The organism is Paenibacillus sp. FSL R7-0652 (assembly GCF_038595045.1).
Taxonomy (GTDB): Bacteria; Bacillota; Bacilli; order Paenibacillales; family Paenibacillaceae; genus Paenibacillus.
In genome coordinates this window covers 2,997,525-3,014,881 of sequence record NZ_CP152001.1, presented here as the reverse complement: position 1 = coordinate 3,014,881, position 17,357 = coordinate 2,997,525, and the positions used below count along the sequence as shown (strand labels likewise).

Annotated in this window: 17 protein-coding genes; 4 read left to right on the top strand and 13 right to left on the bottom strand. The window is 47.2% G+C overall.

The features are described from left to right. Positions 1-91: 91 nt before the first annotated feature. Complete coding sequence (locus MKY97_RS13730; protein WP_342555959.1) at positions 92-1,132, bottom strand: NAD(P)-dependent alcohol dehydrogenase; 1,041 nt, start codon at positions 1,130-1,132, stop codon at positions 92-94. A gap of 207 nt (positions 1,133-1,339) precedes the next feature. Here MKY97_RS13730 and MKY97_RS13725 point away from each other — a divergent pair, with 207 nt between their 5' ends. Next, a complete protein-coding gene (locus tag MKY97_RS13725; RefSeq protein WP_342555958.1) occupies positions 1,340-1,795 on the top strand; it encodes a MerR family transcriptional regulator in 456 nt (151 codons plus the stop codon). A gap of 102 nt (positions 1,796-1,897) precedes the next feature. Here MKY97_RS13725 and MKY97_RS13720 read toward each other — a convergent pair whose 3' ends face one another. Next, the gene (locus MKY97_RS13720) at positions 1,898-2,938 is read right to left on the bottom strand and encodes an ABC transporter substrate-binding protein (protein WP_342555957.1); all 1,041 of its coding nucleotides are present in this window, start codon (positions 2,936-2,938) and stop codon (positions 1,898-1,900) included. Positions 2,939-3,237: 299 nt separating this feature from the next. Between MKY97_RS13720 and MKY97_RS13715 the strand changes: the two genes are divergently transcribed. Next, a complete protein-coding gene (locus MKY97_RS13715; RefSeq protein ID WP_342555956.1) occupies positions 3,238-4,050 on the top strand; it encodes an undecaprenyl-diphosphate phosphatase in 813 nt (270 codons plus the stop codon). A gap of 87 nt (positions 4,051-4,137) precedes the next feature. On the opposite strand, the gene MKY97_RS13710 is transcribed toward MKY97_RS13715, so the two are convergent. Continuing rightward, positions 4,138-4,827, bottom strand: a complete 690-nt coding sequence (locus MKY97_RS13710; RefSeq protein ID WP_342555955.1) for a hypothetical protein — start codon at positions 4,825-4,827, stop codon at positions 4,138-4,140. Between the two features lie 285 nt (positions 4,828-5,112). Here MKY97_RS13710 and metE point away from each other — a divergent pair, with 285 nt between their 5' ends. After that, positions 5,113-7,410, top strand: a complete 2,298-nt coding sequence (metE, locus tag MKY97_RS13705; protein ID WP_342555954.1) for a 5-methyltetrahydropteroyltriglutamate--homocysteine S-methyltransferase — start codon at positions 5,113-5,115, stop codon at positions 7,408-7,410. A 110-nt stretch (positions 7,411-7,520) separates the two neighbouring features. Here metE and MKY97_RS13700 read toward each other — a convergent pair whose 3' ends face one another. The 7 genes from MKY97_RS13700 to MKY97_RS13670 form a co-directional block, all read right to left on the bottom strand. Further along, a complete protein-coding gene (locus MKY97_RS13700) occupies positions 7,521-8,099 on the bottom strand; it encodes a redoxin domain-containing protein (protein ID WP_342555953.1) in 579 nt (192 codons plus the stop codon). Positions 8,100-8,109: 10 nt separating this feature from the next. Continuing rightward, a complete protein-coding gene (gene ccmA, locus MKY97_RS13695) occupies positions 8,110-8,823 on the bottom strand; it encodes a heme ABC exporter ATP-binding protein CcmA (RefSeq protein WP_342555952.1) in 714 nt (237 codons plus the stop codon). Further along, on the bottom strand, positions 8,816-9,637 hold the full coding sequence (locus MKY97_RS13690; RefSeq protein WP_342555951.1) for an ABC transporter permease: 822 nt from the start codon (positions 9,635-9,637) through the stop codon (positions 8,816-8,818). Before MKY97_RS13690 ends, ccmA begins: the two co-directional genes overlap by 8 nt. 24 nt (positions 9,638-9,661) lie before the next feature. Further along, complete coding sequence (locus MKY97_RS13685; RefSeq protein WP_342555950.1) at positions 9,662-10,249, bottom strand: nitrous oxide reductase accessory protein NosL; 588 nt, start codon at positions 10,247-10,249, stop codon at positions 9,662-9,664. Further along, positions 10,246-11,688, bottom strand: coding sequence for a NosD domain-containing protein (locus MKY97_RS13680; protein WP_342555949.1), 1,443 nt, complete (start codon positions 11,686-11,688; stop codon positions 10,246-10,248). Before MKY97_RS13680 ends, MKY97_RS13685 begins: the two co-directional genes overlap by 4 nt. A gap of 233 nt (positions 11,689-11,921) precedes the next feature. Continuing rightward, complete coding sequence (gene bshB2 / locus MKY97_RS13675) at positions 11,922-12,599, bottom strand: bacillithiol biosynthesis deacetylase BshB2 (RefSeq protein WP_342555948.1); 678 nt, start codon at positions 12,597-12,599, stop codon at positions 11,922-11,924. 20 nt (positions 12,600-12,619) lie between these two features. Further along, positions 12,620-12,964: a YojF family protein gene (locus tag MKY97_RS13670; RefSeq protein ID WP_342555947.1), complete on the bottom strand. Its 345-nt coding sequence runs from the start codon at positions 12,962-12,964 to the stop codon at positions 12,620-12,622. 219 nt (positions 12,965-13,183) lie between these two features. On the opposite strand from MKY97_RS13670, the gene MKY97_RS13665 reads away from it, so the two are divergent. Further along, entirely contained in the window at positions 13,184-13,954 is a 771-nt protein-coding gene (locus tag MKY97_RS13665; RefSeq protein ID WP_342555946.1) for a DUF817 domain-containing protein, read from the top strand. A gap of 40 nt (positions 13,955-13,994) precedes the next feature. Here MKY97_RS13665 and MKY97_RS13660 read toward each other — a convergent pair whose 3' ends face one another. From MKY97_RS13660 to MKY97_RS13650, 3 genes are all read right to left on the bottom strand, one after another. Beyond that, positions 13,995-14,717, bottom strand: a complete 723-nt coding sequence (locus tag MKY97_RS13660; RefSeq protein ID WP_342555945.1) for a hypothetical protein — start codon at positions 14,715-14,717, stop codon at positions 13,995-13,997. Positions 14,718-14,944: 227 nt separating this feature from the next. Then, positions 14,945-15,838, bottom strand: coding sequence for a UDP-N-acetylmuramate dehydrogenase (gene murB / locus MKY97_RS13655; protein ID WP_342555944.1), 894 nt, complete (start codon positions 15,836-15,838; stop codon positions 14,945-14,947). A 303-nt stretch (positions 15,839-16,141) separates the two neighbouring features. Next, positions 16,142-17,131: an SDR family NAD(P)-dependent oxidoreductase gene (locus MKY97_RS13650; RefSeq protein WP_342555943.1), complete on the bottom strand. Its 990-nt coding sequence runs from the start codon at positions 17,129-17,131 to the stop codon at positions 16,142-16,144. Positions 17,132-17,357: the final 226 nt, after the last annotated feature.

Here is a 17,357-nt window from a genome sequence, read left to right as displayed (position 1 = left end):
ACAGGAAAAAAAAGCCCCTCTCTCCGTCATGGAAATAGGGGCTTATAGCTGCTGTTTTAACTATTGAACGCCTGAATAACGTTTTCCCTTCTTATATCGTGCTGGTATCAATAACAAACCGATACTTCACATCTGACGCAAGCACCCGTTTGTATGCTTCATCAATCTGATCGGCCGAGATGACTTCAATGCTGGGTGCAATCTCATGCTTCGCACAGAAATCAAGCATTTCCTGTGTCTCCCGAATCCCGCCAATCATTGAACCGGCGAATGAACGGCGATGACCGATCAGCGAGAACACATTTACGGCAAGCGGCTCTGGCGGAGCCCCTACATTGACAAGTGTACCGTCCAGTGTGAGCAGCGAGAAATAGGCATTGATGTCGATGCTGGCACTGACCGTATTAATGATCAGGTCGAATGTTCCTGCCAGTTTCTCAAACGTTTCCGGTTCACTCGTTGCATAGTAGTGGTCTGCACCAAACTGTAAGCCGTCCTGCTTTTTACTGAGAGTTTGAGAAAGTACCGTCACTTCGGCTCCCATGGCATGTGCAATTTTAACCGCCATATGACCGAGGCCGCCCATCCCTACCACAGCAACCTTCTTACCCGGACCAGCGCCCCAGTGATGCAGTGGAGAATAGGTGGTAATTCCGGCACACAGCAGCGGTGCCGCTGCATCCAGCTCGATATTATCGGGGATCCGCACGACAAACTCCTCGGTTACCACGATATGTGTGGAATAACCACCTTGGGTTGGCTCACCGTATTTGTCTACTCCTGCATACGTTGGAATGTTACCCTTCAGGCAGTACTGCTCTTCTCCTTTACGGCAATTCTCACATTCACCGCAAGAGTCGACCATACATCCAACACCTACACGATCGCCTACTTTATATTTTGTTACACCACTACCAACTTCGGTTACAATACCGGCAATTTCGTGGCCCGGTACGAGTGGATAATTGACTGGACCCCACTCCCCATGAGCAGTATGAATATCCGAGTGGCAGATGCCGGCAAATTTAATCTCAATCAATACATCCGTGGTGTCCAGATCACGGCGGTTAATCTCTGCGGAACGAAAGGCTTGATCGGGTCCGTCCACGGCTCTAGCTTTAGCTGTAATCAATGTAATAACCTCCTCATGATTTTGGATACCACTTGATCTTAAGCCCTATAGTTAACTCTAAGTCAAATGTTTTAGCCCACTTTATTAAAAAGTTCATGTTTTGACAGCGATCCTGACCGCATGATAGAATTCACTGCGCTGTAGAATTCATACCTATAACGGTTGTTTATTACAATCTGATCCCGAAGCGAAAGGAACATCTGAGCCATGACCTATTCGATTGGTGAAGTCGCCAAAAAATTGAACCTGACCGTATATACACTTCGCTACTATGACAAAGAAGGTCTGATGCCTTTCGTCGAACGTAATTCGACCGGAACAAGGCAGTTCAAAGACTCGGATATCGATTTTCTAAAGATTATTCAGTGTCTGAAGGCAACCGGTATGCCAATTAAGGATATCAGAGACTTCATTGCCTGGTGCTCCGAAGGTGACGCAACACTGAAACAAAGATACGACATGTTTACTGAGCGCAAAGCCAGCGTTGAAGCACAGATGGAGGAACTCCGGAGAACGATGGAGGTTATCGAACATAAGCGCAGCTATTATCAGCAGGCCATTGAAGCCGGAACGGAAAACATTCATAAATTCGCATTGGCTCCTAACGCTGAGCACGCGGTAAGCTCCCAGAACAAGAGAAAGGACTCCTCATCTGTCTGTTGATGATCCCTTTCCACGCAAAGAGGCTCCACCATAGACGGTGAGAGCCTCTTCCCTTTTTTCAATGATCTATATTTCTATCATCGAAGTCTGCTTTCAGAAAAACTACTTGGATGCCGAAAGCAAGCTATCCGTAATGAATTTAAGCTGTCCTTCCAGCGATACAGGATCATTATAGGTGTCAGACGATGGATCTAGCTGAAACACATGATTGGCTTTGACTGCCGGAAGGTTCTTCCATAGTGTATTCTCGTATACCTTTTTGGAATCACTCGTATCCCCGGACCACGGGCTGGTAAAAATAATGTCCCCTGCATAGTCCGGCAGCACTTCAACCGAAATGGAAGCCCAGCCTGTTCCGCTGTCAATTGCTTCTGCCTGAGCCTTGGCTGGGGCTTTTAGTCCAAACTCGCCATAAATAATCTCTCCCCCGCGGCCATAGTTATGACCGAAGACATACAACCCTTTATCATACGGATTCAGGATCGATACGGTACGATTACCTACAGCTGCTTCTACCTTTGGTTTCAATTCGTTAATCTGAGTTTCCCACTTGCTTATCCAGGCTTTAGCTGCATCTTCTCTGTTTGTAAGTTTGCCCATCTCCAGCATCAAGTCTTTGTAATTGCGCTTACCATACTCGATCTGAACCACAGGTGCAATCTGTGACAGCTTGTCGATGCCTTCTGTACCAGTGTACACAATAATCAGATCCGGTTTAAGAGCCAGCAGCTGCTCTGGTGTTGGCGGCTGATCACCTAAATCTGCTGTTCCTTGTGCAGCAAGCTGCTCTTTGATGTATTTGTTGTTCATTGCACCTGCAGCTGCCCCCACCACTGGAGCATCCAGTGCGACAAAGTATCCCGTAGAGAAGGCCGTCAGATCCACAATCCGTTTAGGATCTTTCGGCACTTTCACTTCACCGGCATCAGACTGGAATGAAACCATCTCATCTTCTGCACCTGCTCCTGTGTCTGTCGTACCATCTGAATTGTTACTGGTTTTGCTTCCCGCATCGGATGATACAGTAGTCTTCCCCGCCCCATCTTTAGCTGTATTTGAAGCAGACTGACCACATGCACTCAAGATCAGCATGAAAACAAGCGCCATCATGATCCATATTGAACTTCTTTTTGTACTACGCAAAAATAACCCCACCTTTAATGTATTGGATTCTATAAATCAAATGATATTGATAATCGTTATCAACGATATCACGACTCTAGCCTTTTGACAATACAAGTTTAATATATTCATTCCAAACTTCGTCTATTAAGTGAGAAAAGAGAATATACATCCCATTTCCACTGACAATTTCATTCCAAACTTGCCATCTGGTAAGTTAAAAGGCTATCATCATTAGAGTGGATAGAGAGATTTAACAAAGAGAATGATTTTAGAACATGATTTTTGAGAATGTAGAGAAATGTTTCAAGGAGGACAAGATGGATCAGATTATACTGTGGTTAAAGTACTTTTTTTTGGGTATTGTTCAAGGGGCAACGGAGCCGATTCCGGTCTCCTCCAGCGGCCATTTAATTATTGCCCAGCGGCTAATGGGACTGAAGCAAAATGGCCTTTCATTTGAAATTTTGACGAACACCGCCTCATTAATTTCCATTGTTTTTATTTTTCGGAAAGACATCATGAAGCTGATTACCGGTGGATGGGGTTACTTAACAACTCGTAAACCGGAATATCGGGCTGACTTTATGTTTTGCTTATATATCGTCATCGGTACGATTCCAGCTGCCGTTGCTGCTGTGCTGTTCAAGGATCAGATTGAGAGCATCTTCTCATCTGTTTATACGGTTGCGGTGGCCCTGCTAATTACGGGTGCAGCGCTCTGGCTTATTCGTAATCTGCGCGGTCGCAAACAGGACGGTGATTTAAAAACAAAGGATGCCGTGCTGGTTGGACTCGCTCAGGCCGTTGCTCTTATTCCGGGCATCAGCCGTTCGGGGGCTACCGTCATTTCGTCTATTGCAGTCGGCATGAAGCAGGAAACGGCGTTAAAGTTCTCCTTTATGCTCTACATCCCGATCAGTATCGGCGGCGTGATTATGGGTGCTTCAGATATAGCGCATGATCCTAATCGTGCTCAGCTCGCTATTCCTTACCTGATCGCGTTTATTACGACGCTGGTCGTTACCTATTTCTCGATGAGATGGTTTATGGGCATTATGGCCCGAGGCAATCTGAAGTATTTTTCTTATTACTGCTTTGCGGCAGGAACATTGTTACTTATCTTTTTATAAAAGAGATTCTCTATACACAGCAAAGGGACAACCATGGCGGTTGTCCCTTTTATTCTATAACTTCAACGCCCCACATTGAAGATGGGATTATGACTTAGCATATTGCAAAATCGCGGCTGCCGCTTGGACTCGCAATTGTTCATCTTTGCTCTGCAGTGCTTCTTGAAGTACATCCAGTGCGGCCTCAATCATGGATTGCTCCACTCGTGGAGTTGTATGTTCATGTGTTAGCGTTTTGAATGATTCTGGTGCTGCGGGCTGAGTTTCTTGGTTTAATGCTGTCCCAATAGTCTCCGCTGCAGCGCTATTCCCCTTAAGAACCTGATCCAGCCTCGCCTGCGTTACAGGCAACCTGAATTGGGCAGCTCCGTTTGGTTCTTGAAGCAAATTTTGCATATGTTCATTAATATCCTCCAGCGGTACCCTACCAAGCCAGGTTACGCCCCTGCGGTGGCAAATGAAGTCGTCGCTGGTGCCAATGGAGTCGTCATAATAATAATCACCAAGGTCTCCGACATACATCCAATCCTCATCCTTCATAACGACATAGTCGCCGTCGTTCATTACGTCTGCAAACAGCTTAATCGTCTGCGCAGCTTCACTCCGCTCATCACCAGCAAGTCCATAGCGCTGCTCCAACAGCTCGTGCACCTGCTCCAACGATATCTGCTCCAGATCTCCCAGTGCTGACCACGGGATGCCCACATAGTTGTCTTCCAGAAAACTTTTCACTTTACTGACTCCACCTACAATCGACTGAACGTAAAACAGATTCACAGATGCCGCCTTCCCTTCCTTCTTGCCATAAGCCTAGTTAACCATTGGAACGCTCCTATGTCTACTTCCACAGCAGATTATCTTCTTTCAATGGTGGCATCTACTGCTTTAAATCACCTTCGCTATCAAACCTTCCCTTTTAACTTCCTTGTCCCCACTCCTCTATCTTTTAGTCCTCTCTTGTTATAGCACAAAGCTATAGCTGGATATAATTTAATGGAATTACTTAATAACCATGCTTCTGTGATACCTTGTTGTTAACACATTGCAGAGGGGTAATGGCAAATGACAAAAAGCAGCGTATTGGGGTATCCGCGGATCGGAGCCGATCGGGAATGGAAAAAAGCACTGGAGGCGTTCTGGTCAGGAAAATTAGAAGAGAATGAACTTCATGCGAAGTTGCAAGAGATTCGTTTAGACCACCTGCGCAAGCAGCAAGCCAAAGGTATCGACCTGATTCCGGTAAACGACTTCAGCTATTATGATCATATTCTGGACACAGCCGTGATGTTTGGTATTGTGCCAAAACGCTTCGCTTATAACGGAGGTACAGTACCTCTCTCCGTCTACTACGGCATCGCCCGAGGAACGAAAGATGCCGCCGCTAGTGAAATGACCAAATGGTTCAATACGAACTATCACTATATTGTACCTGAACTTAACGAGGCTGCGCCGGTTCTAACCGAGAATAAACCGCTAATCGCCTATCTCGAGGCCAAAGAGAAACTAGGCATTGAGGGCAAACCGGTTATCGTTGGACCGCTGACCTTCCTGAAGCTCTCGAAAGGCTACAGTGAATCCGAAACGGACGCTTGGCTTGATCAGCTGCTTCCTCTCTACACTCAAGTACTGCAAGAACTTGCAGACGCTGGCGTACAGTGGGTACAGATTGATGAGCCGGTCCTCGTCACCAAACTGAAGGATGCAGATATCCAGCGTCTGAACAGAATCTATGCAGCCTTTGCATCCGCTGTTCCGGGTTTGAATATTGTACTGCAAACGTACTTCGAATCTGTGGAAAACTATACGCAGATCATCACATTACCGGTTCAAGGCATCGGTCTTGATTTCGTACATGGTCTTGAAGGCAATCTGCAATCCATTCAAACTCATGGTTTTCCGGCAGACAAAGTGCTTGGAGCAGGCATCATTGATGGTCGCGGCATCTGGAAAGCATCCCTTCAGGACAAGCTGACACTGCTGGGCACCCTGACTTCACTCGTTACCCCTGAAAGGTTAATTGTGCAGTCATCCTGCAGCCTGCTGCATGTGCCTGTGACAACCGAGCGGGAAGCAAAACTGGCTCCCGAGCTGAAAAACGCCCTTGCTTTTGCAGATGAAAAGCTGGATGAGATCGTTATTCTGACAAAAGCACTGTCACACAGTGATGCTGCCATTACCGCTAAAATTAACGAAGCGGAGCTGGAACTGCAGGCGCTGCAGCGTTCTGAAGATCGCAATCGCAAAGCGGTACACGAAGCTGTTGCTTCCATCCGTGTACAAGAGCCTAAACGCTCACGCCCATTTGCTGAGCGTCATGCTGCCCAACAGGAGAAATGGCAGCTGCCGCTCTTCCCGACTACAACGATCGGAAGCTTCCCGCAAACGTCTGAAGTACGGAAAGCACGCCAGCAATGGCGTAAAAACGAACTGAGCAATGAACAGTATGCTTCCTTTATCCGTGATCAGATTGACAGCTGGATTAACATCCAAGAAGAAATCGGCATTGACGTGTTGGTTCATGGTGAGTTCGAGCGTACCGACATGGTTGAGTTTTTCGGAGAGAAGCTCGCAGGGTTTGCCTTTACGCAATATGGCTGGGTGCAGTCCTATGGATCACGCTGCGTGAAACCGCCGGTTATTTTCGGGGATGTCGAATTTATAGGTGAAATGACGGTGGAGGAAACCAAATATGCACAGTCGAAAACAGATCGTCCTGTAAAAGGCATGCTGACCGGACCGATCACCATCATGAACTGGTCTTTTGTACGGGAAGATGTTGAACGGGAGACGATCGCTTATCAGCTGGCTTATGCACTTAGACAAGAGGTTGAAGCTCTTGAAAAAGCAGGCATCGGCATGATTCAAGTCGATGAACCTGCCGTTCGGGAAGGCCTGCCGCTTAAGGAGCATAAACAAGCTGATTATCTGGATTGGGCTGTCAAAGCATTCCGCATCTCGACATGCACCGTACAGGAAACAACCCAAATTCATACGCATATGTGCTATTGCGAATTCCACGATATGATTGATTCCATTGAAGCGATGGATGCAGACGTTATCTCGATCGAAACATCCCGCAGCCACGGTGAGCTGATTCACAGCTTCGAGGAGAATACCTATGAGCTCGGTATTGGACTTGGCGTATATGACATCCACAGCCCGCGTGTGCCAAGCGTGGAAGAAATGAGCAGCATGATCGACCGTGCGCTGCGTGTGCTTGATCCGAAACTGTTCTGGATCAATCCGGACTGCGGTTTGAAAACCCGTGGACAGGAAGAAACCGTTGCTTCCCTGAAAAATATGGTCGAGGCTGCACGGATTGCGCGAGCAAAGAATGCTGCGGCTCCGGTACTGAAATAACCTGGAGAATCACCTGTCATACATTAAGCAGAATTGTTTTAAAAAGCCGGAATCCTGGTATCATGCAGGATTCCGGCCTTTTTGTTCACTTTATTTTATAAGCGATCCCATCACATGCTCTCTTTCAGCCATTGCTGCAGGGGAATGTCCTCTGTCAGTTCACCGAGCAAAATATGGCGGAACTGCCCCGAGCGATCAATGACCATTGTGGCTGGCAGACCCGTAATACGATACAGACTCGATACCTTACCCGCTGCATCAATGATTACCGGGAAATCGAACTGATGGCTTTTCATAAACTCGTTGATGGTACCTTTGCTCTCCCCCACATTGACAAATAGTGTCTCTACGTTATTTGCGTTCTGCTGTGCTAAATCATGAACTAGCGGCATTTCTCTTACACAAGGTGTGCACCAGGATGCCCAGAAGTTGATCATCACGGCTCGGCCCCGGTAATCGGATAACCGTACCTGCTCTCCTTTGGAATTCACCGCTGTAAAATCAGGAGCTTCGGCTCCTGTCCGGATGGGATTGCTGCGTTTCGACTCGGAATCGGACCAATTCGTCGTAACGGCCCATATGCCAGCCGACAATGCTGCAATTATAGTCACAATCGTTAATATACGTTTGACTTGAAATCCACGCTTTTTCCTGATCACTGGCTCATTCTGCTGCGATTTGTTTTCCATAACTTCACCTTCACTTTATTCCGAGACTCTGATGAAAAGCAGCATGAAGCGAACCATACTGCTCCCGAATGGCATCCGCAGTACCTTCCCCGACATTCCGTCCCTGATTCATAAACAGCACCTGATCTGCGATGTCATTGGCCACTTCCAACTGATGTGTGGAGAACACGACCATGTGCCCTTCCTGCTTGATATCTCGCAGCAAATGCACAAACTCCTGCATCCAGAAGGGATCTAACCCATTGGTAGGCTCGTCCATGATCAGCAGCGCAGGCCTCGCAAGCATCGCCTGAGCAAACAGCACACGCTGCCGCATCCCTTTGGAGAAAGTCGTAACGCGTTTATGTTTTTGCTGGTCGAGTCCAACCATAACTAACACTTCCCGCACCCTCTCTCGAGGAAGTTTGCGCAGAGAAGCCCAAAATAATAAAGCTTCCTCGGCTGTCAGTCCTTGGCTGAATTGATAATCATCCGGCATATAACCGATCTGGTTCGCATACCGTTTTCGATCCTGTGACCAGCTCACGTTATTCACCATAATCTCCCCTGAGGTTGGCCTCAGAATGCCTGCAAGCATACGCAGCAGGGTACTTTTGCCTGCACCGTTCCCGCCGCATACGGCGAGCACATGACCAGATCCCAGACGAAAGGTGATATCATCCACAATGGTTTGATTTTTAATTCGTTTGCCCAGTTCGTTCACGCTTACTTCCGGTTTATGCACGAGAGCGCCCCCTTTCCCATATTGCGTAAACCACGAGGATGGAGAGGCTTATCCATAACAGACATATCCCGATAAATATGACGCTGCCGCTCGGCTGCTGCACCCAGGTCACCCATTGATAATACTCCGGTCCCAGGATAGAACCTCCGCCAAGCTTGATTACAACATACAGACGCACAAGTTCCGCCGGGTTCAGAAAGGTCAGTACGACAAGAAGCGGTTTGATCCACAGATAAGGCATGAGTCCTAATACCGCAAGTAATAATGCAGGCCAGCCAATAATGGCGAAGAACCAGATCGATACGGAAATCGTCAAAGCCTGCCAGCGATTGCGTGATAACGAGCCAACGAGCAGCGCTATACTTAGAAATAACAGGACAAGTCCGCAGGAAAAAGCCAGGAACAGAACATAGGTCAGCAGATCCATCGGATTGCCAAGCAGCCCGCTGATCAATCCCATCAGTCCGTACCCAAAGGCCACAATCGTCAGCAGTACGGCTGCCAGTCCAACATATTTACCTGTAATGAAGGATAACGTACCTATGGAATAAGTCGATAGAAGCTGCCAGCTGCCGTCTTCCTTCTCAGAGGTCAAAGAGAATGAACCCAGGAACAGCGTCATCAGCGGTAAAAGATAAAGAATGAGATTCAGCATGGAACCCGTTGCACCCGAATAACCTTCAACCGGATTCTGTGCATTGAGGAGCAATAAACTTAGACTGAATGTGCAAAAAAGAACTAAAAATGAATACGCCCAAGGATTGCGAAATCCCATTTTCAACTCTCTTCTGGCGATGTGTATCATATCAGACATTGGCTTCACCATTCCTTATCCGCATCAGTGGCTGCCTGATCCTTCTTCCGATTCACCTTCTTGATGCATGCCTTCGCCCATATCATGATCCGAACCTTGATCCGCCTCATCTTGATCGTGGCCATGCCCATGTCCTTCCATATTCATGTTATCCATATTCTGAGTCCACTCATGAGAGGCAAGTTCATCTGCGTTCATCATTTTGCCTACTCCCTGCTCCGTCACGAATGCTTCAGCAGATGCCTTATCCTTGAAGTTCACTATGCCGTAGGCCATAGGTGTTCTCAGCGAAGAATCGTACACATAGGTTGCTTTGTTAAATTCGATCCATTCTTTATCGTTATAATCACGCACATAATCCATACCAATATTGTCGGTGCCATTTTCTTTTTTCCATTGGTTCATACAGCCGAGGTCATCGAATTTGAGCGTTTTACCGTCCTTCGTTATGAGCTGTGTGGCAAACGCATCATCCTTCACCTGCATGTTACAAACAGCACAGATATCCACGTCCTCGTTAATCGGCACCGCCGCATACTTTTGGCCGCAAGCCGTTAACATTACTGTACCTAACAGAAGTATCATCGCCAAAATCCATCGTTTATTCCTCATTTTCTCCATACCCCCATATAAATCATCGTACCTGCAGATAAACCGAGTAAAAGTACACCGATCATTGAAACCAGACTTGAACCGTTTGTCCCGGCTGATCCAGATGATGCAGGCTGCTCCTGCCCGAGATTCATCTGCGGTGATTCATCCGTTGTCCAGCTGCTCTTCCCTTCCGAATGCAGATCACTCAGAAAAACCATGCCTGGTGATTGAAAAAACAGCTGATATGCAGCGTTGCGGCTCACCAGTTGTTCATAAAACGGATTGATCGCATAGGAAATATCGCTTACACCATCCCGATTCAGATCCAGTCCCTGAAACGAATCCCAGTAGTTTTGCTTCAACCTGTTATCCTTACTGTCCACGGCAGAAGCATCAATGACGTTAGAAATAAAGCGATTATGCGTAAATTCATTTCCCTCTGCCAGCACCATCTGGATTCCAACGAAATTACGAAGCAATTCGTTATCAGCGATCTCGTTGTCCGAGGATTCGGCGATATTCATGCCCACACGGTTGCCTTCAACCGTATTGCTGTGAATCCTGGACTCATGCACGTCATATAACAACATACCTTGGGAATGAACATTCGTGCTTTGTTTGCGAAAGGTATTGCCGGATACTGTGGTCTTTTTGACCCCCATGATCATGGCACCTGTCATATTCTCTTCCCCCGTGTTATTCAACACTGACGATCCATCAATATACATACAGTGAATGCCGTACCTTGTCCGAATCATGCGGTTATCGTTCACCGCAGCATTGCGGCTGTTCTCCAGATAAATTCCGTCGAGTACTCCCTGAATTCTATTGCCTTCAATTCGGCTGTTATCGGAATTGTAGAGATCGATGCCATTGCCTTTCTGACTGCTGGAGGCGGTGCTGGCTCCTGCCCACTCAACCGTGTTACGACGAATCACTGCGGCGGCTGCTTCACGCAGGAGCAATCCGGCTCCTTTGGTGTGAATGGTAAGCCCCGATATTTCGTTATCCCTTCCTGTGACCTGCACGGCTGCACTTGGCTGGCTGCCGTTATGCTCAATTGTAAATCCGCTCAGCTTCACATTTTCGCTCTGGATCGATACTGCAGCTTGATCCTGCTCATTCACAATCGTCACTGACTTATCCCCAACCAATGTTAACGGCTGCGTAATCACAACAGGACCTGAGTAGCTTCCAGCTTCTAGATCAATGACCGCTCCAGCAGGCGCCTGGTCTATAATCGGCTGCAGCGGTACATTCTCCCGAATTCCAGCTGCGGCCCCGGCGGTATGAAGCGCAGTCAGCAGTCCCAGTATGAACGTAAACAAACCGACGAGCGCAAGCCAGATATTTTTTATTTGCTTGGTTTCACTACCATGTTGGTTGGGATTGCTCTCCCTCCCATGACTTACATTCAGAATGTGTACGCCCCCAATTCCTGTACATTTTTCGTCCATATTCTTTTCATTTCCCTCCTTTCCTGCTCTATGGCGTTACAGGAAAGCGTTATCCCAGTCCTTCACACAGTGTATCGAAAATGAACAATTTCCCATATAGCCCCATCAGGCTATAGCTTGATTGCTTTTGTGTCCAATTTGTGATTGAATCAAAAAAACCGCCAATTTGGCGGTTTTAAGAACACGCGTGCCGGGAACGGCAAACGGTGCGAAAATTCAGTATGTGAAAATCGTTATGCCAACGGATAGGTCCAGAACCGCTCACGGCCAAAACGAGACTGAAGCTCTTCATCGTTCAGTTTGCGATTACCAAGCAGCTCAGCTGCCTGGAACTGCGAACGATGAGCGCGAATGGAAGCCAGCTTTTGCTCCAAAAACTCGCTTACGTCTACGGTTACATCTGGCTTGCCAATATGCTGCTCATGATTATTAGAAAAAGCTACGCAGTGAACGACAGGACGCTCTTCCAGCGGAAGACGACTGACCGCTCTGATCACGGCAGCTCCAGTCGCATCATGATCAGGGTGTACGCTGAATCCAGGATAGAACGTAAAGACCAGTGAAGGCTTAATCTCTTCCAGAAGAGCCATAATGCTGCCATCCAGCAATTGAGGATCTTCAAACTCTACCATTTTATCATGAAAACCCAGCATCCTTAGATCCTGAATACCTATTGCACTAGCTGCTTCAATAAGCTCTTCTTTGCGGATCGATGGCAGGGTCACACGGTTTGCAAATGGCGGAATACCCATGTTGCGTCCCATCTCACCCAAGGTCAGACAAGCATATGTAACATGTGCTCCACCATTAATGTATTTGGCTAACGTGCCTGATACCGAGAATGCTTCGTCGTCCGGATGGGGATAAACCACCAGGATGCGCTGATGCTCATCATGTGCATTCTTTGTCATATGTTGTTCCTCCACTTCCATTAGAACTTCTCCCGGCTCAGCTGCAGCGCAACAACCAGTTTGCCTTGGCTGTCATGGCCGGCCATAATCAGTCTTTCTTGTTCCTGCTCATCAATATGGGTAAGCCCTTCTGCATATACCCAGCCATCTGTCGTCTTCAGACCGACTCGGTATGGTCCTTCACCTGAAATGGAGCCTTGTGTATATCGAATGGCCGCATTGGTGATAAATGCCGAAGCCGGATGCCGTGAACTATCGTAATGTTGAGCATAAGCGCCCGTCGTCATTTCAAGATGCATATATATATCCTGATTGACAAGGCGATCGAGCCGAAGCTGGATATCTTGTGGTTGTATCAGTTGCATGACGGCCTCCCTGTTTCTTGTAAAGTGTGAACTCTATTTTAGCATATGCAAGAAAGAATATACATTCAAAGCTCTGCAGTGCGTCGAATGAGGGCAATAACAGGAACTTTCTTCGGCGATTTTTTCTCTTTTTCAATGTAGAGCTGATATATTACATTATATATCATACCGCATAATCAAACTTACTTATGAATCGTTGTCTTAAAGGAGATGCTCTCGATGAAACCGATCATCCAACTATTACACTTCGGCTATCACCAAGCCATGAGCTGCATCTTTCCTGTGGCCATATTTGGTACACTGGCTCTTTCAAGTGTCTTCCAATTCCCTTATATCTATCGTTATGATGCGATCCTGTTCATCCTGCTCGCCATCCAATGTATAATGCTGCGCAGCGGACTGGAGACATGGGACGAAATCAAGGTGATCTGCCTGTTTCACTTGATCGGTCTGATGTTGGAAATCTACAAAGTACATATGGGATCTTGGTCTTACCCTGAACCGGGATATACTAAAATACTTGGCGTCCCGCTCTACAGCGGATTTATGTATGCCAGTGTAGCGAGCTTCATGTGTCAAATCTGGCGCAGGCTGCGTATGGATATGACCGGCTGGCCTGGCATGGTTCCGTCTTTTCTGCTCGGCGGAGCCATCTATCTTAATTTTTTCACTCATCACTTTATTCCGGATTTTCGCTGGTGGCTGACAGCGCTCGTATTTATTGTCTTCTGGAAAACATGGATTATCTACCGGGTACGCTCTGCGACATACCGGATGCCGCTGTCCCTTGCTTTCATTATAGTCGGTTTCTTTATCTGGCTGGCGGAGAACATCGCCACCTTCTTTAATGGCTGGAAATATCCGGATCAGCATGACAGCTGGCAGCTCGTGAGCTTCAGCAAGATCAGTTCCTGGTTCTTGCTGGTCATTATCAGTGTGATTATCGTGGCTCAGCTCAAATATGTGAAAGCGAACCGCGCAGTGAAATAGCTTGGCGTTATCGAGTTGGGGCATACCGAGTATACACGGATCACATGGAGGCTGGTCTTTTTCCCAGCGTTAGTGATCCGGTATCACTCGCCATTTCAACTCGTTTCCTGCCCACCTGTTTACCTTCTTCATCATATACTTTGATTGTGTAGGGTGCATCCTCCGAGACCGGCAGCATCGCAAACCAGATATACTCTTCGATATCCACTTTAATCAGCTTGGCTTCCGCTGCATTGATAGAGCCATTCTGTTCTGTTTCAGCGATGACACGCTGGATTGCCGGGTGTTCAATCGTACCAAACACCATTGGAAACGGGGTCTTGATCTCCTCCAGCTTAGGCATGTTCATATAATACAAAGCAAACTCCGACGGATCAATTTCATCAGTTCCGTAACCTCCGCCCCATACCCATTTCCAGCCAAACCAATTTTTACGTACATACTCCAGCTGCAGATTACTGGATGTTTCACTGTTTGTTCGTTGTGCAAATAAGATCATTCCGCCATCAACAGGCTCTTGATGAACAATTTGGGTCGCCTCGGATGGGCCTCTGAACTGCTCAAGGGCTTCCTCAGGTGTGCTGGCGTTAGGAATACGTAATATGCTGTCCTGCATGCCTAATGCTTTCGACATCATGCGATCAGCAAGACCGCCAGGGCTTTCTTTTACATAGATATATGCAAAAAATGTTAAGACAGCGAGTGTTAAGAATATTACCGACATAGTCATAATCTTGAGCATGTTCCTTTTTTTCTTATGCATCTGTCGACTCCCCCTCTTGAAGATAGATGAACTGCATAAACGAAGTTCACAAACACATCTAATATTACCATAATTATGGTATTCGTTCTTTTGTTTCAGTAATTCGTTATTCCACTTCGATAATTCATCGCCAAAAAAGCCGCCATACGGCGGCTTCATCTTGTTTGCGGTGACTGGTCATGCTCTATGCATGCACCATGCTCCACTGTTATATATCCTATTCAACATTAATATTCTCCAAGGAATATTACTTCGGTTTCCAATTCAACCTGGAACGTGTCCCACACTTTTTTCTGAATAAACTGAATCAGGTCCTCGTAGTCTTTGGCTGTGGCATGGTCCACATTAACGATAAACCCTGCATGCTTCATGGAGATTTCAGCTCCTCCGATACGCGTGCCCTGCAGCTGACAGTCCTGAATCAGTTTACCGGCAAAATATCCTTCCGGACGTTTGAACACACTACCGCAAGAAGGGTATTCCAGCGGCTGTTTCGATTCTCTAAGGAAAGTTAGCTCCTTCATCTTGCTGGAGATCTGCTCCTTGTCACCGATGTTAAGCGTAAATTCGGCATCCAGAATAATATAATGATCCATCTTGAAGAGACTGTTGCGATAGCTCAGCTTCATCTCTTCACGAGGGATCACTGCAATGCTGCCATCACGCGTAATGACCGTTGCTTTTTCGATAACATCAGCGATCTGCCCGCCATAGGCACCGGCATTCATATATAGAGCGCCTCCCGTGCTGCCAGGGATGCCGCAGGCGAACTCCAGCCCGGTCAAACTGTAATCCAAAGCAGTTCTGGATACGTCAATAATATCGGAACCGCTCTGAGCCATGATGCGGGTACCATCAACCTTGATTTGGTCAAAACGACTGAGCGATATCGTTACCCCCCGGATGCCTCCATCTTTGATAATGACGTTAGAGCCTTTGCCAATGACAGTCAGCGGAAGCTGATGGCTGTTTGCAATTTCAACGACTTTGGTGATCTCCTCCACCGTGGTCGGATGAACGAGAATATCCGCTTTGCCTCCAATTTGAATAAACGTATGGTTTTTTAGCGGTTCATTAAATTTCACTTTTTCCTCAGGTATGTGGTTCTCAAAAATGTTCATGATTTTCTCTCCCTGCGTTCTTCAAAAAGAACATGATTCCTACATTGTAAATCGAAACACACTCCAATGACAATCTATCCTCATAATTCCCTCTATAGATCGATGAAATTCACCCTATACTCCATGATATTCGCCTGTTTGCCGAATAGGCACTCGGGTACAAGCCAAAATCAATCCATCAGCATATTTATACTCTGTTTAGAAGAGCAAAACGAAAAAACACTGCGGAGGCAGTGTCCGCAGCGCTGAATTTACATTGAGTATATTTTGCAATTTTCCCGATTCCATAAAATAAGTTTCAACTTACTCCCGCCCGCTTACCGGAATATCCGTGTTAGTCAGTTCGGCAGATAATGCCCATAGGCGCTCCGCCTGCTCTGCATCAATAGCGTAAGGTTTCACACCGTAAAATCCACCGTCTTCGGGAGCCATTTCACTGATGTTACAGTCTTCACAGTACACACCGCCGAAGCCTTCAAGCTCGGGAGATGCGGCAGCCCAGACTTGGGTTGCCGCACCCTGCTCAGGTGATTTGAATGCCGGATTCGCCACGCTGCCCGATTCATCAATCCATCCGAGAGCAACCATCTCCTCCTTGGGCATATGGCGCTGCAGCGGAGTCATAATTCCGCCCGGATGTACGGCAAACGCACGAACTCCATACGGCTTGCCAAGTCTGTCGAGTTCCACCGTAAACAAGCTGACCGCTGTTTTGGACTGACCGTAGGCGGGGAACTTCTCGTATCCCTGTTCAAAATGAATATCATGCCAGCGGATCGGTGAGAAATGATGCCCTGCCGAGGAAAGGGAAACGACACGAGCGCCGCCTTCGTGAACCAAAGCAGGCCATAACAGATTCGTGAGTGCAAAATGTCCAAGATGGTTTACAGCAAATTGGGCTTCCCATCCCGGACCGACACGAGTTTCTGGACAAGCCATAATGCCTGCATTCAAGATTAACATGTCGATACTGCGACCGGCTGCCAGAAAACGTGCAGCAAAGGCACGAATACTGGATAGATCAGCAAGGTCCAGCTCGTCCACTTCGACATGTTCAAGATCGGCCAAAGCTTCACGCGCTGCGTCTGGTCTGCGTGCAGTGACGACAACATGTGCTCCTGCACGAACCAGAGCACGCGTGGTCTCGAGTCCCAGACCGGAATAACCACCTGTCACGACAGCGAGACGCCCGGACAAATCTAATCCATGCAGGACCTCATCCGCCGTACTGTTCTTATCAAAACCTGAATCAATCCCATGCTGCTGCGTTCTTGTTTCATGATCAATGTTCATATGATTCAGCTCCTTCGTACTCTCACTGTAACTGCTTATACTATTAAGCCCTGATGGGACTCTTATAATCAGTCTACACCTTAGAGCAAACTCGAAGTCAAATCATTTCGGCTTGACCGGACCTTCCAATAAATATTTTTTCACAGCAGTCTGCCAGGTCCAGCGATAACTGATCTAAGTTTATTCAGATGCACAAAAAGCCGCCATGCGGCAGCCCTTTGCTTTG